This window comes from Paenibacillus azoreducens, from assembly GCF_021654775.1.
GTDB classification, from domain to species: domain Bacteria; phylum Bacillota; class Bacilli; order Paenibacillales; family Paenibacillaceae; genus Paenibacillus_AQ; species Paenibacillus_AQ azoreducens.
In genome coordinates, this window is the sequence record NZ_AP025343.1 from 863,098 (window position 1) to 886,678 (window position 23,581).

The window sequence follows — 23,581 nt, forward strand, 5'->3', positions numbered from 1 at the left end:
CTTTAGTTCCTGCGGCCGCCGCCGGGATTGCATCTTTCCCTCCCGATGCGGCAAACTGGGATAAAAGGGGAATGGCTAACCGCTTTTGATAAATCCGATTATAAAGGAAGTGTAAGCATGGACATGCATATTTTCATCGTTGAAGACGATGCCGCCATATTTAAAGCGCTGAAGGAAAGATTAAGCCAATGGTCGTTTAAGGTAAGCGGTCCGGATGATTTTCAGGACGTGATGGGGGCTTTTGCCAAGGAGCAGCCGCATCTGGTCATCATTGACATTCAGCTCCCCATGTACGACGGCTTCCACTGGTGCAGGGAAATCCGCGCGGTATCCCAGGTGCCGATCCTGTTTCTTTCGTCGCGGGACCATCCGATGGACATGGTGATGGCGATGAATATGGGGGCCGATGATTACATTCAGAAGCCTTTCCATATGGATGTGCTGCTTGCCAAAATCCAGGCGGTACTCCGCCGGACATATGCTTATGGTGAAGAAACGGCACACATTATTGAATGGAATGGAGCCATCATCGACCTGGGCCGCGGAGCCATCCGGATGGAGGGCCAAGAGGCGGATCTGACCAAAAATGAATTTTTTATTCTGGTGGCTTTGGTAAAGGCCCAAAATGAAATCGTATCGCGTGATGAATTGATCCGGAAACTGTGGGACGATGAGCGATTTGTCAATGACAACACGTTAACGGCAAATGTGACGCGGCTGCGCCAGAAGTTGGCGATGTTCCATCTGGAGGAAGCCATCGTAACGAAAAAAGGCATCGGTTATATGGCTGTTACGTTATAAGAGGGGGATGGGAGATATGTTCATCCGCTATCTGATCGACATGAAAAGCTGGATCCTGTTTTTTCTGGCCTCACTCGGACTAACGGACCTGCTGATATGGATCGACAAAGGCGTCGCGATGCAGCTGCGATCCATTATATATTTAAATGTTTTGCTGCTGTTGGGCTTCATTTTGTTTTTGGCATGGCGGTGGAAAATGGAAACGAAATACCTGCGGGGTTTGGTCCGGTGTACCGAAACGCTTGAAGGGGATTGGGCGGAAACGCTGCCGGAAGCCGTTTTTGCCAGGGACGAGATTACGGATGAGGCGCTGCGTGCCGTCGACCGGTTTTATAGAAGCAAATTATCCGACTATCGCAAGGATTGGCTGGCGGAGAGCGAATACATGGCCTCATGGGTTCATGAGGTGAAAGCGCCGCTGACAGCCATGAAGCTGGCCATAGATTCCCGCCGCAGCGACCCTGACATGCGCCGGATCGAAGCGGAATGGCTCCGGGTCCATCTGCTTCTTGACAGGCAGCTCTACATGACGCGTCTTCCTTCGCTCGCATCGGACTATGTTCTGAAGGAGGAGAACGTGCAGCAGCTTGCCGCCCAAGAAGTACGTGAGCTCGCCTCCTGGTGTATGGAAAAAAACATAGCCGTCGAAATCGAAGGAGAAGCGCGCCAGGCGATGACGGACAGCAAATGGTGCCGGTTCATCATCCGTCAGATTCTGACGAATGCGGTGAAATACAGCCCGGCAGGCGGAACGATCATGATCTCGACCGGGCTGTCGGCAAACGGAAATGTGGTATTGACCATTCGGGACGAAGGCCCGGGGATACCGGCTCAGGACCTGCCGCGGATTTTCGATAAAGGGTTCACCGGCGAGACCGGCAGAATCCAGCATGCGGCTACGGGACTCGGTTTATACCTTGCGCAAGCGGCGGCTGAAGGGATAGGGATCACCCTTGCCGCCGAATCGGCGAAAGGAAGCGGGACGGCGGTGAGTCTGGCATTTGCTTCCCGAAATGACTTCGACTCGGTCCGAACATGACGAAAATGTCATGTTCATCCTCCCGTTTATCATGTAAATCATGCGACGGTGTCCGGCATCCGGGGCTAAAATAAGACCAGAGCTTACGAAAAGAGGAGAGTTGACCATGGATTCAGTACATTCAACCAAAACCATGCTTCTTGCGCAAAATGTCCGCAAATCCTATGGGACGAGGGGGAATGTGCAGCAGGTATTGAAAGGAATACATTTACGGGTGCTGGAAGGCGAATTCATCGGGATTATGGGGCCGTCCGGATCGGGAAAGACGACGCTTTTGAACGTGCTCGCGACGATTGACCGGGCCACCGAAGGATCGATTTTTATCGGGGACGAAAATATATCCGGAATGAAAAATGCCGAGCTATCGGCCTTTAGGCGCAATAAACTCGGATTTATTTTTCAGGATTACAACCTTCTTGACACTTTAACGGTGAAGGAAAACATCCTGCTTCCCGTTTCACTGGGGAAAATGAAGAAAAAAACGGCGGAAGAGGAGTTTCAGGCGATTGCGCAAATGCTGGATATCCGTGATTTGGCGCATAAATACCCCCATGAAATTTCCGGCGGCCAAAAGCAGCGTACGGCTGCGGCCCGGGCGCTGATCCATCGGCCATCCATGGTGTTCGCGGATGAGCCTACAGGGGCGCTCGATTCCAAGTCCGCGTCCTCGCTTCTGGAAATGGTGGAACGGCTCAACAAGGAGCGTGGCGTCACAATCATGATGGTCACCCATGATCCTGTCGCTTCAAGTTATTGCAGCCGGGTCGTGTTTTTGAAAGATGGTACGGTTTATTCCGAATTGTACCGCGGCGACAAGACGAGGGCTGCTTTCTTTAAGGAGATCATGAACGTCCAGGCCGTGCTTGGGGGTGACAACGTTGAGTCTATTTGACCTTGTTATCCGAAGCATGCGCAAAAACATCAAACATTACTACCTGTATTTTTTTGCGCTTATTTTCAGCGCCAGCCTTTATTTTGTGTTTGCGTCATTGCAGGACGCCCCTTCGATGCAAGCGACCCGCTCCAGCATGAAATTTTCCACGCCGTTTCAAGTCGCCGGCATTTTGCTTTGCGTAATCGTCATCGTGTTTACGGGGTATGCAAACCGGATTTTTCTGAAACGCCGCAGCCGGGAAATCGGGCTTTACCAGCTAATCGGCCTGACGAGAATCGGAACCGCGCGCCTTCTCATCATCGAAAATGTGCTGCTTGGAGCAGGGGCGTTTCTGGCCGGCATTTTATGCGGTTCGCTTGCATCCAGACTATTTCTGTTAATTCTCGTTAAACTGCTTGGCAGCGACGTTGTGATCAGCATTTCGTTTTCGGTCGACGCTGCATTGCAAACGGCGCTTCTGTTTGGAGGTCTTATTATCCTTACCTCGGTACAGACGCTGCTTACTGTTTACCGCAGCACATTGTTGGAATTGTTCCATGCCGATCAGCAGGGGGAGAACCCCCGGCAGCCGAAAGCGATCATTTCCGCCTTTCTGGCCCTGCTCGGCATTGGTCTCATCGGGTTCGGTTATTTTCTTTCAGGCCATATGCTCAATAAGATGATGCTGATGAACATGCTGGCGGTGCTCGGTTCGACGATTTTGGGGACCTATTTGCTGTTTCGCGTCACGATCAGCTGGCTTCTATTCAGGTACAGGAAAGGCAAGGGAGGACATCTGGGACTGAAAAACAGCCTCTCCCTGGCGCCCCTCATGCACCGCATGAAAGGAAACGCCAACTCATTAACGCTGATCACGGTGTTGTCCGCCATGACGATGACGATGATCGCGATTGCTTATTCATTTTATTATTCCGCGGAAAATGACACCCGCTCATCCCTTCCATATGACTATATATTCGAAAGTAACCGGAAGGACGCGGAAGCTTTTCAAGCGGAACTGAAAAAGGCGAATATCGAATTTACCCATGCCGGAATCGATGCTCTCGTGTTGAAAGGCAGCATTGACGAGCGTGACAACGGCGGCTCGGACTCGGCCCACACGCTGATATTTTTCCCTGCCGAGCAGCTTAAGCAAACAGGCCGGGGGATCCCGGTACCCACGGATGGCAGCGCCGAAATGTATGATGCGCGGTTCAATTTGAATAATCAGCTGGACCAGAAGACGCTGAAATTGCCGGCGGAAATCCGTTGGCAAAAAGGGCAGGCGCTTCCGCTGGTGAAGCTGACCCGGGTCAACGAGCGGTATGCGATGAATTACAGCGTGCTGGGCATGCAGTTCGTCGTATCCGAGCGGACTTTCCAGGATCTTCAAGGAAAAATCGGCTTCAAATCAGAGAAGGAATCTATCGACACGTTCCAGGTACCGGGTAAGGCCGACCGGATCCGGGCGTCCGGCATGTATGCGAAGTATGTTCCCAAAGGCGCTTTTATGCCCGATTACCAAACCGAATTTGAAGCTTCCTTCAAGTCAGCCGGACTGTTTATCTTTATTTCGGGTTTTCTGGGGCTGGTGTTCCTCATTTCAACCGGCAGCATTTTGTATTTCAAGCAGATGACGGAGGCGGAACAAGAAAAGAAAAGCTACACGATCCTGCGGCAGCTCGACTTTGAGGAAAAGGAAATTTTGCGGGGGATTATCCGCAAGCAGCTGTTCGTGTTCGCGATCCCGCTCGGCATCGGGCTTTTGCATTCGGCATTCGCGGTGAAGGCGGCATCCATCATGTTGATTTCCGATATTACCGTACCGTCCGTGATCGCGATGGCAGTGTATGCTTTGATTTACTTCATTTTTGCGATCCTGTCGATCGGTTATTACCGAAAAATGGTCAGAGGGGCTTTATAAAAAAATTACCCAGCAAATTCATTGCCAAATAGCAAGACAGGAGGGGAAAAGCTTGAAAAAAGCAGGAATAATTGTTGCTCTGCTGCTGATTGTGATCATTGGAGCCTATTTCGGCCTGCGGGAGGAAATCGACCGTTATAACCCGTTGGTCGCTGAGGAGTATGTATATGTGCAAATCAACCAGCAGCCGGTGCCTGAGAACCATCGGTATAGATATAAGCTGAACGGATTTAACGCAGAGGGTAAGGAGAAAAAGGTGACGTTTACGGCCAGCGCAGTTCTAAAAGAAGGCACTTTTCTGAAAGTAATGGCCAAGGGGTCCTATACAAAAGAATGGGAACAACTAGCTAGCGGTGATGTGCCTAAAACGGTAATGGAAAAATTGCGGTAAGAACGGGAAAAGGGTGGCTGCGTTTGTCCTTGGGACAGACGTGCCGCTCTTTTTTGCGCTAGAAGTGCGTGTTCAAAAAGGTCGGTTTTCAGCACCAAGAAGATTGGATAAAGCTAGGGACTGAGGAGCGGAGCGTACGTAGTGGGTACGTGAGCACCGGAAGGCCCGGCTGAATTCAAGATTCGATGTCGAACCTGCTTCCCGATTTACTTCGTGATCAAAAGCGGACTTTTTGAACAACCTCTAGAAGAAGGGAGTAAGCATGGAATTTTAACCAAGTTGCGCCTCTTTCGGTATATAATGATGGAAACATGCTTTTGCCATGAATCAAAATGGATTGGCTGGCTTCAGTTATTGGGAATAAGGCTAATCATAAAATAACGACGAAGTGGAAAGAGAAGTGGGAGAAATGGTTGAAATCCTGTCCATTAATGTAGGTAAACCGATGCAGGTACAGTTTCATCAAAAAGAGGTGTCCACAGGCATTTATAAGACTCCCGTTGAAGAACCGTTGTTTTTATCTTACTTAAACTTTGCCGGGGACGGACAAGCAGACCTTGCTCACCATGGGGGCAGGGAGAAGGCGGTGTGCGTTTATTCCTACGACCACTACCCCTATTGGGAAAAAGTACTTCAGAAAACCTTGGATTACGGCGCTTTCGGTGAGAATTTAACCATAAGGGGCTTGTTGGAAACAGAGGTTTGCATCGGCGATGTTTTTCAGCTTGGCGAAGCGGTGGTTCAGGTCAGCCAACCGAGACAGCCTTGTTATAAGTTGTCGTTAAAGTACGGACTTACCGATATGCCGTTGAAGGTGCAGGATACGGGCTTTACCGGATTTTATTTTCGCGTGCTGGAAGAGGGTGTTGTATCGCGAGCGGACGGTTTGACTAAAATCCACTCCCATCCAAAAGCGATCACGGTGGATTATGCCAACCACATTATGCATCGCGACAAAAATAATATTGAAGGCATACAGCGCATTCTTGAAGTGGAAGAACTGTCGGTCAACTGGAGAAATACGTTTATGAAGCGTCTGGGCGGGCAGGAAACGGATCCAAGCGAGAGACTGAGCGGCAAGGCATGATGGGTGAGGGCGGCGGTACCGGCGGATAAAGCGTACGTCGCAGATTAGCAGCGGATATGAGCGGTTCCAGAGAGCAATTGTTGCGAAAGTGCATCCTTTTTTGTTAATTTCCTCTAAAAAAATAAAATTCTTGCGTTTGTACATCCTTTTTAGGGAGATTCATCAAAATTAGCCTAAGCAGCCCGAAAAACCTGTGCTTTTGCAACAATTCATGAGATAGTGGCGGAACTACGTTCAAAAGGATGCAGTTTTGCAAGCTTTTTTCAAACCTATCATTTCCGGGAAGCGCATCCTGATATCGCAAAAAAACATCCCTAAACGCGGTCTGTATTCCTAGAGAGTACGTCGATTTACGTTTTTCTTACAGGTTACGGAATTTGTGAATTTTTTTAAGGGGTCCCCGCAAAGTACTTGGAATAAACAACAAAGCATAGTTTCCACTTTGTGGGGGGTTAAATAAGCTTTTTGATTGCATCCCATAAAGGCTTGATTTTCGAAGGTTCAGGAATATGTTCAAAGATCCAAGTTTCTTCCCTTTGAATCAAACATACGATGTCTTTGCTTGCGGATGGATGAGAATGAATTCCAGCTTTATTTACGATCGATTCCCATTCATGAACCAAGGGAGAAGGGAGTGAGCTTTGGATCGTTTTTAAACCTAGCTGCGCCCGACCTGGCATGTAATGATGGAGCAGTACTTTTGCCATGCATGCAATGCCTTTTCTAGTACCATTTCTTTCCCTCCCTTTTTCGGGTCACATTCATTTGAATGTTATTATTAAATTATACATGAATAAAAAAACGACATGCTGTATGCATGCCGTTAAAGCAAAACAGCTTCCCGTTTACTGTGCAAGCGTCGTTTGCTCCTTGCCGAATCCCCGTTTGAACAGCAGCGAGGTTGAGACTTTCGCGCATAATAAGGAGATGGCTGCAAAGACCAGGCACCAGATCAAAGCAGGAACATGTGTCGCTTGGGCCAGATTCGCCGCGTCCCCGGCTGAGCTGGGGTTATATAAAGACGCGAATAAAATAATGAATGGACTGACCACCGACTCGACCAGACAGATAAAAGCGATAAGCATATAATAGCCGTTCCGAAGCCAAGGCGGAGCCAAATAAGCGACCAAAGCGCTAACTGCAGCAAAACCTACGCACCAGATGATGCCATACCCGTTGCGGACAAACAGCACCACTGCTATGGCGGCAAGCACCGTGACCACGATCAGGCCGGCGCGTTCATATCTTTTGGCGTAGAGCGCGAACAGCAGGAGCGCAAACAGCGCGGAACCGATATAACCGGCAAGCGAGATCGGGATAGCCATCCAGTTGCTGGGAAAGGAAGACTGCGTAATTCCGCTCTGATCCCAATACAAATGGATCACATTCACCTTGCCCGACAAGGCGAGTGTAGCCAATGCATGCGACAGCTCATGCACAAGCGTATCCACATTACGGAAAAAAGACGAAAACGGAAGAAAATGCGTCAAGATGCCAGTCAATGCAACAACCAGAATCACTTTTAGCCAGGATCGGATAACGTTCCCCTCATTTCTGTTCTTGTGGTTGTAATTATCTTACCGCCTGCCGCCGGAGAAATCCAGTTCATTCCATTGGTCTTGATCCATATAAAAAGGCAATATCAGTCGAAGTATGGATGTAAGAATAAATAAGATTTGCCAATTTACTCCCAAATATATATTGCGTAACGTTACGGTATATGTTACCATATCGGTATGAAGGAAGATTCGGCTGCCCGATCCTTCATATGGAACGATATCGGTCCCGGATGTCCGGAAATTCGGAATCGCATCATTCCATGCAGGCAGATGTATCGATACAAGCAGCTATTCATATTTTTTTGTTTTATGGTAAAGCGTTACGTAACGGAATATAATATTTCAATCGGGAAAAGGAGAGAGTTTTATGAAAAAAGTTTTGTACGTTCCATTGGATGATCGCCCGGTTAATCTGGATGATGTTATTGTGCAAGGGAGGGCGGCAGGAATACATGTGATCGTCCCTCAAGCGGGCGATGTGGAGAACCGCCTGGATACCAAGGCCGATGCCGAAGGGAACACGCTTGTTAACACCTATGAACCGATTTTTGGAAATAAGCAAAATATTCGGCAGTTCATTTTGGATCATATTTCGTCTGTAGACGGTTTTATTATTTCAACCGACATGCTTGCATACGGAGGGCTGATTGGAAGCAGACGTTTCCGAACAAGCGGCGGCGGCGCTTACCCCGATTATGACCCGGATACAACGCAGCTGCTGAACGTAATCCGCGAAATCAAAAAAGCTTGCCCGCATAAACCTGTATATGTGCTTGATACGATTATGCGTTTGGCTACGACGGTTTTTGTCGAAGGGCTGACCCAGAGCGCTTATGATGAAGCCCGGGCTTTCGCGCAGCAGCCGCGCGCGGCGGCCTCGGATTTCGAAGCGATTCTGGAAGGGTACGACATAACACCCGACGGTACTCATTTTGGGACTCCGGTACATTTTGACAAAGAACAATATTATAATGCGCGCCGCCATAAATTCAAATCGAACTATTATATATTGGATCAGCTCGTCCGTACGGGAGCTATCGATTTTCTGGCGGTTGGCGTTGATGACTCTTATACGCAGGGAGTTCAGGCCAACGAGATCGCCTTCCTTGAGGCATATGTCAACGCAAACCTTGGCGGCTGCGGCGGTCAAAATCCGGACCGGGTCGTGATCCTGCCGGATGCGGACGGATTGGGGCATTCCCTGATGGGCCGCATGGCAAGCCATTTGCACCGCTGCGGCTTCAAACCGCGGTACGCCGTGGAGTACTTCGGTCCCGACGGGTCGACGATCGTCAATCCTTACGAATATATGAGCGTTCATGACAATATCCGGCATCATGTGGATATGATCGGCGGCAGGTTTGTCGCTTCGGGGCCATGCGATGTGAAGATCGTTGCGGTTACAAGCGCAGATCAGGCCGCTGCAGCGGTGACCCATTTGGAAGACAATGATAAGCGGCATGTGCCAACCGTCGTTATTGACTTCGTGGGCGGCGGCGCGTCCGACGAACGAGTTACCCAGGCTTTGCTCGGCAGTTATTCGACAGGGGGACTTCTTGGGTACAGCGGCTGGAACACGGCCGGGAACAAAATCGGTCTTTCCCTGGGAATGGCGCAATCCCGTTATGTGTTCCTGGCTACGGAGAAAAGGCCTCCGTCTCTGGATGCGGCAGTGAATGCGCATGGCTCGCTGCTGTTCAAACGGTTCCTGAAAGATTACTTTTATAAGAAAATAACGATTGCCGAGGTTCGGACATATTCCAGAGCGCATGCGCTTTATACGAATGTCCCGTATGCCGACCAGAATATGCTCCTGTTTAATTCGCCGGAGGATTACCAGGTTGTAACACAGCTGCTGCGGGACCGCATGCAAGCCAATACAAGCACCCTCTCGGAGAAAAATGCATTTTTGGGCGGAAAGTCCCGTTCCATCCGTCAAATGAAACCTTTCGGCTGGTCCTATTCAACATATTCCAGCGCAAAGCTTGATTACGACAATCCGGAATTTATTTGGAAGCGAGCTTTTGAGATTACGCTGAACCCGTCCGTCACGTTAAAACCTTGTTGATAGGAGCCGGTAAAGCGAACAAAGCAGCCCGTTTATGCGGCGGGCTGCTCTTTTTGCGCTTTAACATATTCACTGCTTGCAATATTTTCAAAGATGGCTGACAGCAGCTCTGGATTCACGGTATAAAGTATATTGCGTAACGATACAATGCATACTATAATACAACCGTGAGAAAGGAGACGCGTTTATGAAATATAACCTTAATTTATTTGGATATACGGTCGATTGCCTGCTATCTTTTCCGAACGGAACGATGCGTATCGAAATTTCGGAAGAAGATCAGGCCGCTTTGCGTGCTTATTTGCTGCGGGTATTGGTGAAATACGGACGGGAGCCCCAGCCGCAGGATTCTCTAGAAAATCTGGTCCGGGATGCAATAGAGATTGAAAAGGGTATGAACGGACATTTAAGCGAGCCCAAGCTGAAGCTCCCCTACGAGTTCCAGCCCGAAATCAAGGAAAAGCTGATCGAAGCCGCCGAACTGCAGGACATGTCCGCTACGCAGCTGTTGATCCGACTTATCGAAAGAAAACATCAAAACGTGTTTGGAAAGGAAGGCTGAAGTTATGGCATACGGCAATAAGGTGAAATTTCATTACGACGTCCCGGTATATATAAAGCAGATGCTGGCAGAGACGGCGAAAAAATTGAATATGACCGCAACCGAGCTTCTTTCCAAAATCATTGAAGAAGAATATATGCGCATCAAGGCGCAATCAAAAAAAGAGTGAATCAGATTTGCACAGAAAATGCCAGTCGTTACGCTATTTTCGGCAAATCGAATGGTCTATTATTTTTTTGACTCGCGCCAAAACCGAAAAGGAATCTAAATAATATTGCACTCCCGCGCCAATTCGGAGAACATTCTGACGCTGGCAAGCGGCAAACTTTCATAGGCATAATCGCGGTCCCGCATATCCGTCGAAAAGCAGTGGCACTGGGCGTAATGCTCCCGATTGTTGTGTTCAATCACCAGCAACTGAATTTGAGCGCGGTCCGTGAACAGCTTGTAATAATAATCCGAACTGGAATCTGCTTTAATAAGCTCTATGGCTGCCTGCCTAATTTGTTTGGGAAGCCGGCATTTCAGCTCGGAGAGAGCAGCGTTTGAATCAATTTTTTGATATGTCGTCGTCAACGGGGTCCACTCCATTTCTTCATAGTATGGATAGTATATTCGGTACACCTCTCCTAGATTTCAAATTATACCAAACATACGTTCGTATGTTAAGCTGGTTTTCTATTGAAAATAAATTCATAGGTTTTCAGCGGCCGTTTGAACTAGTTTCAGGCTTTTGTACGAAAAGGGTTTCGATTCGTTATGCCAATGACGAGGGAAACCCTTTATTTGTTTTATTTAGACGAAACTGGAATGCGCGCCCTGCCTGCTTTTACGCAAATTGCGGATACCGTAACCAGCCCGCAAACATGCCGCAAAATAATTGCGGGCAACCCTAAACGAGTATTCGGTGAAGGCTAGTCAAACCTATGTTAGTCTTTTTACATAAGGAAAAAGAATAAGAGACGGGCATACGGAGCTTAGATGGATTACGTCCGGGAAACACATCTATGAAATGAATGCGGGGGAGGCGTAAAAACGATGCGACTGCGAACAATACGCTGCTTTTTATATGATAGCGAGGCTAGCGCCTTGCTGATCCAAGGTTTGGTCCGGTATATTCAGACAGGTTCCTTGAAGAATGTTATTTTGCAAAAAAGCTGGGTTAACGGTTTTCATATAAGCACGACCACGCCTGTATCGGAGGCCTGCAGCGGGCTGGAGGATCTGATCAGACGTATGGCGGCCCGTTATGCGAAGGAGCGAAGCCGGGAGGAATATGACGGATTCCGTGAGACGCTTCACAAGCTCGCGAAAAGGGAGACATATACCGGCGATTATCTGCCTTTATACCGTGACGGCGAGGTGATCGTAGAGGAGAACGACTTGCTGCCAGGCGGCGTTCCTTTTTGCAGCCCGAGAATCAATTATAGGGTTGAGCTGCTAAAAAGCCAGCTGCTTACGGACATATATCATGAATGGGAAGAGCTTCCCGAAGAACGGCAAAATATCGAATGCGCAAAAATGTTTCTTATCACAGGCAGCAGGAGCCCCGGAGGGCTCAAAACCGGCTATTTGCCTTTGCGCTCGAATTGCGGTGGCTTTAAATCCTTGCGGGGAATGATTGGACAAGAGGCTATCGCCGATGCGGACATCCGGGAGGGCCTTCTCCTGCGAACGGATCTTGAAAAGGAATTTATTGCGGAAGGGGTGCGGAAATTTTCGAACGGCTATTTTGAAAGGGAATTCATTTTCGGTCGGCTGCGGATTTTTATTCATTCCCTGTCTTCCATGTTGACGCGGGCATATAACGAAGGCGAACTGGAAGTGGAAAAGCTCTCGCTAGGCGATCATTTTTTGGAGGGACATGACCGGATGAACGAGGTTCACCGCATGTTATATTCCAATCCGTGGTTTTTGCGGCATTACCGGGAAAAGGGTTTTATCATCAATCGTTGTGTAGCGTCTGTTCTGTATTCGCTGATGTCGATGCTTGGCATATCGCCGCCCAGACATCAAAAAATTATAGGGCTTACGGCGGAATGCGTAGAAAGCGGGTTTAATATGGACTGGCGGGATGCATACCGTCATTTGGAAATGAAATTGGCAGGTGAAACCGAATATGGCAAACTGGTTTATTAAGCGCGAGGACAGGTTTTACGTATATGAAAAGAAAGGTCTGCATCGTCTGTACATGCCTCCGGAGACAGGGCGGATTTTGGAAAAAGCGGTGTTCGGCGGCGGAGCGGGCAGAACGGTCAAGATCGATCAATCATTGGCGGACCGCCTGCTGAGGAGAACCGCGGCCGGCAAGCACGGTGATCCATCCGGCCACGTCACGGCGGCCAGCATCCGGATCGCGGAAAGCAATCCCTCTCAGGCGCCGGACGGGTGGCAGATGCTTCATATCGATGCATCCAGATCGGTACTGTTTCGGAATGTGACGCAGCTGAATTATGAGGAACTTCTGGCTGCCGCAGATGAAGGCCCGGAGGAAAAGGATGATTACCTGCTTGATATTTATGCGGATCATATGGCGGCAGCCAGCCATGGGCTGGCTGAGGATGCGGGAAATTCTGCCGGAAAAACCGTCATACTGCTTGACAGTGCCTCGAAGTGTGTAGCCGAACCCAAGGAACTGCTAAGCGACTATAGTCTTGAAAACGGAAATTTGCCGGAGATGCTGACTGAAGGCAAGCGGGCGGATTGGATTGAAATGCTTGCTGCATTAGAGCAGCTTGAAGGCCGCATCGTTCCCGATTTTGTATTCCGCTCGAAGGAATGGATTCAGGTACCGTACAAAATCGCCGAATCCGAGGATGGCTGCTTTTACACGGGGGAATCCGGAGCGGAACAAATCGTATACGCTTCCTGCCGCAATCTGGAACTGCTGCTGGAGCGGATCGATCCCAGCGCCGACTGGCTGGTGGTCGCCGGGCCTGAGCATGGGTATAAGAGATTGGTCCAATTTTTATTGGAGAGCGAAGCGATCAAACCCGGACGGATGCATAGACGGGTGGTTCCTTTCTCGAACCTGCCGCAAAATCAGCGGATTCACGCGATGATACAACGTTTTGTGCCGGATGCCGATCGGCTGCATATTCATATGGACCATATCTCCGGAACTCCGCTGTGGAGTGCGGCTGCCGGATATGCAGAAGAAGCTTGGACGGATAAAGTGTATGGCACTACGGCGGAGCAGGTTATGAATGAGGCATTGATCCGGTTTTATGCCATGTTCCGGCAGAACGGAATCCGAAGCGGAGGACCCGGCCTATCCCGGGTTGCCGAATTCGGGGAGCATGCCTGCTGGAATGAAGCTTCGTCCTGCCAAGCGGGGGAATACCTGAACACCCGGTTGCTCGGAGCCTATGAAGTGAAGTTTATGCATGTGCCTATGCTCAGGGCGAGCGGAATCACGGTCATCGGGCTGCGCAGAAAAGGGAGGGTCAGAGCGTGAAGGAACTGGTTCTGTACCAAACCGGAAGCGTGCTGCTTCAGCAGGTTTTGCAGGAGATGGACCGCCGGGGCATGATGTACTGGTTAACGGATGAGCGCTGCAGTGAGCCGGGAACCATTCTTCATGTCATTGCCGACGGTTTGATAGAAGATGACTTCGCGCCGTTTTTTGCAGCAGAGTCTGCAAATTTTGACGGCGTGTTTTTCTACCATCAAATGTTGAATACTCTTTTGGTAGGACCTTATAAGGATAAGCGAGGCGGAGTTTGTTTCTCCTGCCTGAACGGCAGTCTGCAGGCTAATGGGCGGGAGAACCTGATATCGTTGTTATACGGGGAGCCGAGTCCGTATTCGCCCCATCCCCAGGCTGCTGAATGCGTAGCGGACCTGATGGAGGCTTTTCAGCTTTCGAAAGATTTGCCTGAACGGTACGTAAACCGGGTGGAGCATATTCAGTTCGATGCGCAGCGGGCTGATGCTTACCTGCTAAGCCGCAGCGGCCAATGTCCGATTTGTGCGCCTGCAGCGCGCAAACGGGCACATCCGTTTGCGGCCGGTTTTCATTTTGGCTTCAAGAGCCATCCGCGGCAATACCGATTGAACTCCGAACCGGAGACAGAAGCGCTTATGCAGCGGTTATATGACCGCGATAGCGGCACGATTTCGCATCGCTATCGTGAATTGCAGTCCACGATGATCGAAGCGGAGGGAATCAAGCTGCGGGCGGGCTCGGGAATTGAAGACAGCGGATCCGGCCAAGCGTATCGGCGGCAGGAAGCGGAACAGCTTGTCATTCTGGAAGCGGTTGAACGATATTGCGGGATGAAGGACCGCAGAAGCAATGCGGCCGAGAAGAAGACCTATGCAGAAATCGGGCATATGGCGGTTAACCCGGCTGATTTCGGCCTGCATGGTGCGGCTGAAACGGAACATCCTGCTTACCGGCTCAAGCGGTATAAGGAGGATTTGCCTGTTTTTTGGACATCCGCCTACGCGATGAAGGAAAAACAAGAGATTCTCGTACCGGAGCAGCTTGTTTATTTTGCCGATAGAAGTTGGAGGGATCCATCCAACAGGTTCGTATACGATAGTTCCAACGGCCTGGCACTGGGCAGCTCGCATGAAGAGGCGGTCCTGCACGGGCTGTTTGAATTGATTGAGCGGGATCATTTCCTTTGTGCCTGGTACAACCGGCTGCCGCTGCAGGAGCTTGACATTGATGACACCGACCTGGATGAATTAAAGCAGATTTTATATTATTTGGAGCTGGAAGGCATCCGGGTCCGCTTTTTCGACATTACGATGGAGCTGCGGATCCCCAGCGTTTGGGCCGTAGCCTATAACACCCGGGAAAATGCGGTTATGAAAGCCTGCAATGCGGCAGCAGCGCACTTCGATCCGGAAAAGGCGATTGAATCAGCCGCGATGGAAGTCATTACGGCCATGCCTGTTTATGAAGATGCCCTGCGCCGGGATGAGGCGATGCGGGCCCGGGCCCGCATGCTTGCGAACCATCCGGATGCCGTAACCGGCTGGGAGGATCATGCGCTGTATTATGCCTGCGAGCAGAACTGCGCCCATGGGCTGGGGTTCGTGTTGGACATGGATGAAACGAACAAACGGCCGGTGCGCCAGGTATACGGGGAGATATTTTACGATGATGCCCGTTTTGTTCATCAGAATCTGAGCGAGGATTTGGAGGAGTTGGTCTCCGAAGTGCTCCGCCATTATGACAATGTATATGTGGTTGACATCACGCCGGAAGAAGTTGCGAATCATGGCTTGTATGCGGCAAAGGTACTTGTCCCGGGAATGCTGCCGCTGACTTTCGGATATCAACATAAGCGCATTATTCCCGAGCGGCTGCTGCGCGAGCGAAAGCGGCGCGGTTTGAAGGAAGAGCTTGAAGTGAATCCCCAGCCTCATCCTTTCTGCAAAATATGATAGGCTTTGAAGGCGGGGACTCCGAAAAAATGATCCGGAAGCCGCAGCGCCCGGACCAAATGATAATCAGGAACTAATTTCAGTTTTATTCAGGTAGAATATGGAAGACCATTTTGCAAAATCCTGATGTGTTAATATAATAGTTAAATGTTGGTGGATTTTGGAGAGCTGGAGGAAAAGAGCGCATGGATGATTTTAAATCAAGGCTGATGTCCGAATTGGCAGATCAAACGAAGTCTTTTTTTAAAGTGGAAGTGCTGCTTGAGGCAGCGCTGAAGTCCCTGAAGGTGAAGGAGTCCGAATCGCTGCTGTTCGGCAAGTTGACCGTCCTGCATTACCGGATGTTCGGCGGAGAAGGCAGCGGAATTTACAGGGCGGCGGCGGCCGTGGAGCTTATGATCCTTGGGCTGGACATCATCGATGACCTGCAGGATGAGGACCATGGCGGCATGCCTTGGCATAATCTCTCCAAGGATATTGCTTTGAATCTTGCCATCGGTTTTCTGACCTTGTCCCAGGAGGTGCTGCTGCTCTGCGACTTCCCGCTGGAACATGTGCATCAATCCGCAGTCTATTTGAACCGGCAGGTTCTCACGGCGATTAATGGCCAGACACTGGATCTTTTGAATACCGCTCGGGACGAGAAAGACTATTTGCGGATGGTGGAGCAAAAGTCAGCTGCTCTTCTGGTATGCGCCTGCATGATCGGGGTGATCATGGCAACCGGCCGGCCGGATGAGCGGGTTGAGGAATATGCCCGGGAGGTCGGCATCGCCGCGCAAATCAAAAACGATTACCGGGATTTGCTGGACTGGAGTAATAAAAACGATTTTTTGCGCCGCAAAAAAACGCTGCCGCTCCTGTTTCTGCTGTCTGCGGCGGAATCTGAGGAAGAGCGGTGGATCCAGGATTATTTTGCAGGCCGGTTGGAGCTAGAAGAGGTACGGGATCGTTCCGACGAATTCGCAGCCATAGTGGAGCGTACCGGCACAACACTGTATACCTCCGTTCGGATGCGTTCGCACTATTATCAATTTTTGGACATTATTGAAAGCATGGATGTGGACATAAAATGGCGCGATCTCATGATCGAAGCTGCAAGGTGACCGCGAATAGCCGAGCTAACACCGCAATCAGCCGCAAGTTATACCGCAATGGGTTTGCGGTAAATACGGGACAGGTTGTCGTTCTGTTAGGGCTTTTGAACTGATATATTTGGAACTAGGAGCAGAAATTCACTTTATAGATGATTGGGAGGAATGAACCATGTTAAAAGAAATGATTCTTAAAATGGTAAAGGAACCCGAATTTATGGCTCGTGTTCAAAACGGACAGCTGCAGCTGGCAGGCGTGTCGGCGGCGGAACAGCGTGCGCTTTTTGATATCATGAAAGAACGCAAAGCAGAGCCTGTTTCTTTCCGCGGAGGCAGTGTATACTGGGCTTAATTCAAAATTGATATCCGTTCAGACTTAAAAGTGATCTGGAGGCTTGCTTCATTGTCAAGATGGATGAAGAATATTAAATTTGGTGCGGTATTTATGGTGCTGCTGGCGCTGGTTGCATATTTGGCCAATGTCATTATCAACCAGCGGGATATGGGGATTGGCGTCACATTGAATTCAGATAACCAGGTCGTTATTACATCGCTAGAGACTGATGGTTGGGGGCAAGAGGTGCTTGAGCCTGGCGATATCGTGCTCAAAGTGGACGGATCCAATCCCCTGCAAACGGAAATGGTCAGGCAGTATGGAGTCATCGAAAGCGCCGACAATATTACGGTTAATCGAATCGGTTCGGACGGCACCTTACGGACGTTATGGTTCCCTGTAACACATGGTGCTTCAGCTCATGGAGTGCTCTTTTATCTGGTGATACCTGGAGCCTCCCTTTTGCTGTTGTTGGTATTTTCGGGATATGTGTATTGGAAGGAAAAAAACGATCACGCCGCACAAATGCTGATTTTGTTTTTCCTGAGCATCGGCCTGAGCTACTTCAGTTCGGCGGCTTCCGGCTTGCTGGATCCCGTCGGCAGAACGACGCTTGGTTTCAGCTTTGCGTACATCCCGGTCTTTTTCGTTCATTTCATGCAGGCTTATCTTCGAAGATTTCAGGAGGAATTCGTCAGTAGGGCGGGGCTAAGGTTTCTATATATCCTGGCATTTCTGATTGGCGTGCTGATGACGCTCAGCGTCATCCCGGGAATCCCAATCCACCCGCTTGAAACGGCGAGCCTGTTGGTATTTTTTATATGCTCCAATTTCTTTATCGTATATAAATTAATACTCAAATTCGTAAAGCACCGCTCCGGTGATCTGAAATCCCTTTTCAAGTTTACTTTAACCGGACACGCGGTTGCTTTTCTGCCGTTTTTGTTGTTTGACGCCATTCCAGGCTTTTTTGATCAAAGCTTTGTTCCGGCGAAGCTGACGGCGATTTTTTTGCTGGCGATTCCGATCGTGTATTTCTATCTGTTTATTACCAAAAGGCTTTTTGACATCGATTTCGTGCTGAACCGCTTCTCTTATTATACGACGATATCTTTTGTTCCCGCATTGGTCATCATCGGCCTGATGGCGCTTACGATGCATCAGAATCAATATACGTGGTTGAAATGGATTCAGATTTTCCTGCTGGTTTATTTGATGATTACGCTGTTTTTATTCGCCAAGGAATTTATGGATTATCGGCTTCGGCCGCATTTTCTTAAGGAAACCCATGATTTTCAGGGAAGTATTGACCGGTTTTCCAAGCGGATATCGAAAGTGATGAAACGATCCGATCTGGAGCAGGCGCTCGAACGTGAGGTATGCCTGATTTTGCCTGTCCGGAATATCTCATTTCTGAAAATCGTTCAGGATATAAACATGGATAGCACGGCTGTCACAGGTGATGGAAGAGCGGCTGCCGGGGTTGAAGACACGCTGCAAAAACTGGCTAACAAACCAGCTCTAGGAGACATGCTCCGCATGCCGCAAGGCGTGGGTCTGGTCATTGGGAATTACGGAACGACGCAGCATATTATGTGGATCGACGAAAAAGTAAATCATACAAGCCTTAATCTGGACGAACGCAATTGGCTCAAAACGATCGCCCATTACAGCGGTATCGTCTACGAAAACCTGTATTTGATCGAGGGTTTGATCGGGGACTTGGAAATGGAGATGAAGAATCAGAAAGAGGCCCCTTCCTGGGTGCTTCGGCTGATTTTTACTTTGTCCGAAAATGAACGGAGACGGCTGGCGTCGGATCTGCATGACGCGGCGCTGCAGGATCAGCTTATCTGGTATCGCAAGCTCGAATCGCTGATGCTCGACTATCCGATGGAAGAGGGATTGGTTGCCCAGTTGGAACAGATCAAGGAAGGGCTTCTGGATGTAATTCACCAGATCCGGCAGACCTGTAATGAGCTGCGGCCGCCGCTTCTGAAGGAGATGGGGATTGTGGAGGCGCTGGAGCAGTTGATTCAGCAAGAACAAATTCGCTCCAACTATTCCGTTAAGCTTTGGGCTGAACCAACGGTTATCGAATTAAACGATGTGCAGATTTTGGCCGTATACCGGATCGTGCAGGAACTGCTGCGGAATGCCGACAAACACGCCAGAGCGTCGCAGATCTTCATTAGGCTGGAGCAGCGCGATGATGAGTTGTGTTTCTATTATAAGGACGACGGGCGCGGAATGAACTTGACGGAGCTGACCGATTCATTCAAGCATATGGGGATTTCAGGAATCAAGGAACGCGTACGCAGTCTTGACGGCGAAATTACGTTCAACTCGGAACCGGGTAAAGGCTTTGAGGTCCGGCTGACGCTGCCGCTAGATGCCCACAGTGAAGAAGGAGGAGTGAGTGATGGTTCGTATTTTGCTGGTTGACGACCATCCTTCGGTTTGTGAAGGCACCAAAACGATGATTGAACAGGACCCGGAGATGAAAGTGACGGTATCCTACAATTCGCCGGAAGCCCTCGAACTGGCTAAAAACGAAGAATTTGACGTCATGCTTTTCGACCTTAATATTCCGGTGATCAGCGGACTCGAGCTCACCAAACGATTGATGAGCATCAACCCGGATTTTCGGATTCTTATTTATACGGGATATGAGATCAGCTCAAACTTCAATTTGCTGGTGGATGCCGGCGTATCCGGCGTGATCAGCAAGACGGCCAGCCGGGAGCAGCTGCTCAACGCCATCCGCTGTGCCCTTCGCGGGGAGGCGGTCATTCCGGTTTCGCTGTTCAGGCAGCTGCGCCGGAGCGAAGTCCGGTTATCATCCTTCCGCAGCGATAAAACGATGGATGATGTGTCGATTAACGAACGGGAGCAGGAAATTTTGCAGGAAGTGGCGGGGGGCAGCAGCAATAAGGATATTGCCGCCAAACTGCTTATGAGTCAGCGCACGGTCGAATATAATTTGACGCGCATCTTCGAAAAGCTTGGCGTTCGTTCCCGCTCGGAAGCCATTGTGGAAGCCAAACGGCTTGGCTTGATTCATAACGGGGAGTTCGTATAAGCGGCAGCTGCCATAAGTATAGCGATTCGGATTTGCCTATTGCCTATTGACTCTGCCATCCGGATTGTGTATAATTTCCAAAAAAATGAAATTGTGATAAAAGCAATGAAAAGAAGAGTACCGTGGCAGACGCCTTAAAGTGCGTGTTCAAAAAGGTCGGTTTTCAGCACCGAGAAGATTGGATGAAGATAGGGACGAAAGGAGCGGAGCGTACGTAGTGGGTACGTGAGCACCGGAAGGCCCGGCTGAATTCAAGATTCGATGCGAAAGCCAGCTTCCCGATTTACTTCGTGTTAGATATAGAATTTATAAGTTATCTAGCTACGCTGATGAAATTCTATATCACAAGAAAACCTACCGCTGCATCGCGGTCGCTCATCCTTGAATTGGCCTCGATTGGTTTTCTTATCAAAAGCGGACTTTTTGAACAACCTCTTAAACAGAGAGCTCCGGCAGCTGAAAAGGAGCAAGGAACAACCCCGGGAACATGGTCTTGGAGCTGCGCACCGAATCCCTGCCGGATGTAGGCTGCGCCGGAAACCCGCACCCGTTAACGTGCTAAGGTATAACCGCCGCCGGTTTGGCCGCGGCGTACCTGATGAGGTGAGTGCCGTGAGGCATTGATGAATTTGGGTGGTAACACGTGAGTTTTACGCTCTCGTCCCTTTGGGACGGGAGCTTTTTTGCGTCTTGGACCAAATTCGTAGTGAAAGATCTGCAGACACGAAAGCGGCTGTTGGTGACAAATTGATTTAGAAGAAAGCATGATGCGAAAAAAGGAGCTCATCATGATTAGTGCTTGTCAAAAAAGCGAAAGTAGCGGAGGGGACGGAATCAATCTGAAGAAGCAGCAGCGATCGGAAGAACGATCCGCGACCGTAGCGGCCACCTCGAATGATGTCAAAAACTAATTTCAGTATTGAGCCAAGAAAGGAGGAACGAACATGGCACATATTTTTATTGGCGGGGCGTGGCCTTACGCCAACGGTTCGCTTCACTTGGGAAGACTTGCGAGTTTGCTGCCAGGGGATGTATTGGCCCGCTATTTCCGGTCCAAGGGCGACAATGTTTTGTATGTGTCCGGCAGCGACTGCCATGGGACTCCGGTAGCCGTTCAGGCTGCCCAGGAAGGGATTTCGCCTGCGGAATTTGCTGGACGATATCATCAGGAATTTAAGGCCTGTTTTGAACAGTTGGGTTTTAGCTATGACTTGTATACCCGCACAGACCAGGAAGCTCATCAAGAGACTGTACAGGAGTTGTTTGTGAAGCTTTTGAAGAACGGGTATTTATATCGGAAGAGTGCGAAGCAAACTTATTGCGAGGTAGACCGTCGGTTTTTACCCGATCGGTATGTGGAAGGAATCTGCCCGGTTTGCGGCGCGCGTGCGCGGGGGGATCAATGCGATCACTGCTCCACGCTGCTCGAACCCCAAGACTTAAAGGAACGCACATGTAAGCTGTGCGGCACACCGCCTACGGAACGTCCGACGGAGCACTACTACTTCGCGTTGTCGCGGTTTCAGGAGGTTTTATCCCAATATGCGCAGCAGGCGAAAGGCTGGCGTGACAATGCGGTGCAGATGACCCGCCGGTATTTGAGTGAAGGCCTTCAAGACCGTGCGGCAACGAGGGATTTGGATTGGGGCGTGGATGTTCCGCTGCCGGGATTTACGGAGAAAAAGATCTATGTCTGGATCGAAGCCGTCTGCGGGTACTTCTCCGCCAGCAAGCTGTGGGCGAAGCAAGCGGGGGAAGGTTGGGAGCCTTTTTGGCTTGAAGGTCAAGGCGACCTTACATCGTATTATGTGCATGGAAAGGATAACATCCCATTTCATACGTTGATTTGGCCGGCCATTCTCCTTGGGACAGGTGGGCTGCATCTGCCGGATCATATTATTTCTTGCGAATACATGACGCTGGAGGGCAGGAAATTTTCGACCAGCCGCAATTGGGCCGTATGGGTCCCTGATTTGCTTGCCAGATATGAGCCCGATTCGATCCGTTACTTTTTGATTGGAAGCGGACCGGAGAACCGGGATGCCGATTTTTCCTGGAGAGAATTCATATACAGCCATAATGGCGAACTGCTTGGCGCTTTTGGGAACTTTGTGCAGCGGACGCTTGCGTTTATCAATAAATCATTTGCCGGGCGGGTTCCGGAAGGGGAACTCCCGGGCGAATGGAAAGAAACGATATCAGCGCTGTATATGAGCACGGGGAGCCGCATTGAAGCTGGTCGTTTCAAGGAAGCCCTGGAGGGCGTCTTCTCTTTGGTGCGCCAGGGCAACAAATATTTTGATGCGGAGAAACCTTGGCAGCAAATCAGGGAGGATCAAGCAGCATGCGGATCGACTTTGTATAACTGCGTACAGATCATGGCGAATCTCAGCAATCTTTTGGAGCCGTTTATCCCGTTTTCCTGCCGAAAGCTCAAAGGCTTTTTGTCATTGCCGGAACCATCATGGCGGTTTGTAACTGTTCCGGCGGGCCGTAAGATTGAACGCTTGGAGCTGCTTTTTGAAAGGATTGATCCCGCCCGGATTGAAGAGGAGATGCAGCGGCTCGGGAAAATTTAAAAATCGCCCTCGGTTGCTATTCATAAAATATCTTGACAACACAACTCTGGGCGATTAAATTAAACGATGTATTAAACAATGTTTAAAATTTTAAATATTTTTTGAAAGGGGGACGGAATCGGCCTTGATTAAGGATGACAGCTCGGTAAACACAACAGGAACGGACACAAAAATGGAAATATTAAACGCGACCATCGAGTTGATCCGGGAGGAAGGCTTCGCTTGTGCGACGCTGCGCAGAATTGCAGATAAGGCGGAAACGAATTTGGCGCTCGTAAATTATCATTTCGGATCCAAGGAAAAGCTGATCGCCAAGGCCATCGGCATGATCGTGGGTACCTTCGACGATGCATTTGCTTTGCTTGAAGATGAGTCGCTTACGCCGATCGAACGGCTGAAGCAGTTTTTTTACCGGTATCAGCAGCACCTACAGCAATATCCGGGTCTTGCCAAAGAAATGATGGACCAGAGCCGCCTGATTCTGTGCTCCCAGCATGAATATGTCCGCTTTAGCAAAGTGATGAGGACGGAGAAGCTGCTTGGCACGCTAAGAGAAATCACGAATGAGACGGACGAAACAGTATTAAGCGGCATGCTTGCCCAGCTCTATGGCGCGGTTTTCTATCCGGTCATCATGAACTCTTATTTAAGCCTTGGCGGAGAAGAACCCGCACAAGTGCATCTGCCTGACCTCAAGCATCAAGTCGAAATGCTTTTCAGCCTCTATTTTCACAAATACAGCCAGAATTAAAAGATATTAAAAATCGATAAACTATAGAAAAGAGTG

At 49.6% G+C, this 23,581-nt stretch carries 21 protein-coding genes; 19 read left to right on the top strand and 2 right to left on the bottom strand.

Annotation, left to right across the window (positions count from 1 at the left end; genetic code table 11):
* Positions 1 to 117 precede the first annotated feature (117 nt).
* The 6 genes from L6442_RS03690 (at position 118) to L6442_RS03715 (ending at position 6,116) form a co-directional block, all read left to right on the top strand.
* Complete coding sequence (locus L6442_RS03690; protein ID WP_272880319.1) at positions 118 to 801, top strand: response regulator transcription factor; 684 nt, start codon at positions 118 to 120, stop codon at positions 799 to 801.
* Positions 802 to 817: 16 nt separating this feature from the next.
* Positions 818 to 1,840, top strand: a complete 1,023-nt coding sequence (locus tag L6442_RS03695) for a sensor histidine kinase (protein ID WP_237100200.1) — start codon at positions 818 to 820, stop codon at positions 1,838 to 1,840.
* A gap of 106 nt (positions 1,841 to 1,946) precedes the next feature.
* Positions 1,947 to 2,732 (top strand): ABC transporter ATP-binding protein, encoded by a 786-nt coding sequence (locus L6442_RS03700; protein ID WP_212980296.1) that lies wholly within the window; start codon positions 1,947 to 1,949, stop codon positions 2,730 to 2,732.
* The gene (locus tag L6442_RS03705; RefSeq protein WP_212980295.1) at positions 2,719 to 4,638 is read left to right on the top strand and encodes an FtsX-like permease family protein; all 1,920 of its coding nucleotides are present in this window, start codon (positions 2,719 to 2,721) and stop codon (positions 4,636 to 4,638) included. Before L6442_RS03700 ends, L6442_RS03705 begins: the two co-directional genes overlap by 14 nt.
* Positions 4,639 to 4,690: 52 nt before the next feature.
* Complete coding sequence (locus L6442_RS03710) at positions 4,691 to 5,029, top strand: YxeA family protein (RefSeq protein WP_212980294.1); 339 nt, start codon at positions 4,691 to 4,693, stop codon at positions 5,027 to 5,029.
* A 409-nt stretch (positions 5,030 to 5,438) separates the two neighbouring features.
* The gene (locus tag L6442_RS03715) at positions 5,439 to 6,116 is read left to right on the top strand and encodes an MOSC domain-containing protein (RefSeq protein WP_212980305.1); all 678 of its coding nucleotides are present in this window, start codon (positions 5,439 to 5,441) and stop codon (positions 6,114 to 6,116) included.
* Positions 6,117 to 6,961: 845 nt separating this feature from the next.
* Here the strand turns inward: L6442_RS03715 and L6442_RS03720 are convergent.
* On the bottom strand, positions 6,962 to 7,618 hold the full coding sequence (locus L6442_RS03720; protein WP_237100201.1) for a M50 family metallopeptidase: 657 nt from the start codon (positions 7,616 to 7,618) through the stop codon (positions 6,962 to 6,964).
* A 424-nt stretch (positions 7,619 to 8,042) separates the two neighbouring features.
* Between L6442_RS03720 and L6442_RS03725 the strand changes: the two genes are divergently transcribed.
* The 3 genes from L6442_RS03725 to L6442_RS03735 all read left to right on the top strand — a co-directional run bounded on the left by L6442_RS03725 (position 8,043) and on the right by L6442_RS03735 (position 10,474).
* Positions 8,043 to 9,743, top strand: a complete 1,701-nt coding sequence (locus L6442_RS03725; RefSeq protein WP_212980293.1) for a DUF4127 family protein — start codon at positions 8,043 to 8,045, stop codon at positions 9,741 to 9,743.
* 187 nt (positions 9,744 to 9,930) lie between these two features.
* Complete coding sequence (locus L6442_RS03730; protein ID WP_212980292.1) at positions 9,931 to 10,305, top strand: hypothetical protein; 375 nt, start codon at positions 9,931 to 9,933, stop codon at positions 10,303 to 10,305.
* Between the two features lie 4 nt (positions 10,306 to 10,309).
* On the top strand, positions 10,310 to 10,474 hold the full coding sequence (locus L6442_RS03735) for a hypothetical protein (protein WP_212980291.1): 165 nt from the start codon (positions 10,310 to 10,312) through the stop codon (positions 10,472 to 10,474).
* A gap of 95 nt (positions 10,475 to 10,569) precedes the next feature.
* Here the strand turns inward: L6442_RS03735 and L6442_RS03740 are convergent, their stop codons facing one another.
* Positions 10,570 to 10,881: a hypothetical protein gene (locus tag L6442_RS03740; RefSeq protein WP_194233587.1), complete on the bottom strand. Its 312-nt coding sequence runs from the start codon at positions 10,879 to 10,881 to the stop codon at positions 10,570 to 10,572.
* Positions 10,882 to 11,343: 462 nt separating this feature from the next.
* Between L6442_RS03740 and L6442_RS03745 the strand changes: the two genes are divergently transcribed.
* The 10 genes from L6442_RS03745 to L6442_RS03785 all read left to right on the top strand — a co-directional run bounded on the left by L6442_RS03745 (position 11,344) and on the right by L6442_RS03785 (position 23,545).
* Positions 11,344 to 12,444, top strand: a complete 1,101-nt coding sequence (locus tag L6442_RS03745; protein ID WP_212980290.1) for a hypothetical protein — start codon at positions 11,344 to 11,346, stop codon at positions 12,442 to 12,444.
* A complete protein-coding gene (locus L6442_RS03750; RefSeq protein WP_212980289.1) occupies positions 12,425 to 13,762 on the top strand; it encodes a hypothetical protein in 1,338 nt (445 codons plus the stop codon). The genes L6442_RS03745 and L6442_RS03750 overlap by 20 nt, the downstream gene beginning before the upstream one ends.
* Entirely contained in the window at positions 13,759 to 15,705 is a 1,947-nt protein-coding gene (locus L6442_RS03755; protein WP_212980288.1) for a YcaO-like family protein, read from the top strand. Before L6442_RS03750 ends, L6442_RS03755 begins: the two co-directional genes overlap by 4 nt.
* 185 nt (positions 15,706 to 15,890) lie before the next feature.
* Complete coding sequence (locus tag L6442_RS03760; protein ID WP_212980287.1) at positions 15,891 to 16,811, top strand: polyprenyl synthetase family protein; 921 nt, start codon at positions 15,891 to 15,893, stop codon at positions 16,809 to 16,811.
* A gap of 160 nt (positions 16,812 to 16,971) precedes the next feature.
* Positions 16,972 to 17,151 (top strand): competence pheromone ComX, encoded by a 180-nt coding sequence (gene comX, locus L6442_RS03765; RefSeq protein ID WP_194233582.1) that lies wholly within the window; start codon positions 16,972 to 16,974, stop codon positions 17,149 to 17,151.
* 51 nt (positions 17,152 to 17,202) lie between these two features.
* Positions 17,203 to 19,578 carry a sensor histidine kinase gene (locus L6442_RS03770; RefSeq protein ID WP_212980286.1) on the top strand — a complete coding sequence of 792 codons (2,376 nt, stop codon included), beginning with the start codon at positions 17,203 to 17,205 and terminating at the stop codon, positions 19,576 to 19,578.
* Positions 19,556 to 20,215, top strand: a complete 660-nt coding sequence (locus tag L6442_RS03775) for a response regulator (protein WP_194233580.1) — start codon at positions 19,556 to 19,558, stop codon at positions 20,213 to 20,215. The genes L6442_RS03770 and L6442_RS03775 overlap by 23 nt, the downstream gene beginning before the upstream one ends.
* A gap of 788 nt (positions 20,216 to 21,003) precedes the next feature.
* Complete coding sequence (locus tag L6442_RS32795; protein ID WP_272880320.1) at positions 21,004 to 21,126, top strand: hypothetical protein; 123 nt, start codon at positions 21,004 to 21,006, stop codon at positions 21,124 to 21,126.
* A gap of 33 nt (positions 21,127 to 21,159) precedes the next feature.
* Positions 21,160 to 22,794 carry a methionine--tRNA ligase gene (gene metG, locus L6442_RS03780; RefSeq protein WP_212980285.1) on the top strand — a complete coding sequence of 545 codons (1,635 nt, stop codon included), beginning with the start codon at positions 21,160 to 21,162 and terminating at the stop codon, positions 22,792 to 22,794.
* A 124-nt stretch (positions 22,795 to 22,918) separates the two neighbouring features.
* Positions 22,919 to 23,545 carry a TetR/AcrR family transcriptional regulator gene (locus tag L6442_RS03785; RefSeq protein ID WP_212980284.1) on the top strand — a complete coding sequence of 209 codons (627 nt, stop codon included), beginning with the start codon at positions 22,919 to 22,921 and terminating at the stop codon, positions 23,543 to 23,545.
* Positions 23,546 to 23,581: the final 36 nt, after the last annotated feature.

Bases quoted from the DNA above. Each gene is read 5' to 3' on its own strand.
- L6442_RS03715 (WP_212980305.1), top strand. From the start codon at position 5,439: ATGGTTGAAATCCTGTCCATTAATGTAGGTAAACCGATGCAGGTACAG.
- L6442_RS03775 (WP_194233580.1), top strand. From the start codon at position 19,556: ATGGTTCGTATTTTGCTGGTTGACGACCATCCTTCGGTTTGTGAAGGC.
- L6442_RS03700 (WP_212980296.1), top strand. From the start codon at position 1,947: ATGGATTCAGTACATTCAACCAAAACCATGCTTCTTGCGCAAAATGTC.
- metG (WP_212980285.1), top strand. From the start codon at position 21,160: ATGGCACATATTTTTATTGGCGGGGCGTGGCCTTACGCCAACGGTTCG.
- L6442_RS03695 (WP_237100200.1), top strand. From the start codon at position 818: ATGTTCATCCGCTATCTGATCGACATGAAAAGCTGGATCCTGTTTTTT.
- L6442_RS03760 (WP_212980287.1), top strand. From the start codon at position 15,891: ATGGATGATTTTAAATCAAGGCTGATGTCCGAATTGGCAGATCAAACG.
- L6442_RS03750 (WP_212980289.1), top strand. From the start codon at position 12,425: ATGGCAAACTGGTTTATTAAGCGCGAGGACAGGTTTTACGTATATGAA.
- L6442_RS03725 (WP_212980293.1), top strand. From the start codon at position 8,043: ATGAAAAAAGTTTTGTACGTTCCATTGGATGATCGCCCGGTTAATCTG.
- L6442_RS32795 (WP_272880320.1), top strand. From the start codon at position 21,004: ATGATTAGTGCTTGTCAAAAAAGCGAAAGTAGCGGAGGGGACGGAATC.
- L6442_RS03735 (WP_212980291.1), top strand. From the start codon at position 10,310: ATGGCATACGGCAATAAGGTGAAATTTCATTACGACGTCCCGGTATAT.
- L6442_RS03730 (WP_212980292.1), top strand. From the start codon at position 9,931: ATGAAATATAACCTTAATTTATTTGGATATACGGTCGATTGCCTGCTA.
- comX (WP_194233582.1), top strand. From the start codon at position 16,972: ATGTTAAAAGAAATGATTCTTAAAATGGTAAAGGAACCCGAATTTATG.
- L6442_RS03690 (WP_272880319.1), top strand. From the start codon at position 118: ATGGACATGCATATTTTCATCGTTGAAGACGATGCCGCCATATTTAAA.
- L6442_RS03745 (WP_212980290.1), top strand. From the start codon at position 11,344: ATGCGACTGCGAACAATACGCTGCTTTTTATATGATAGCGAGGCTAGC.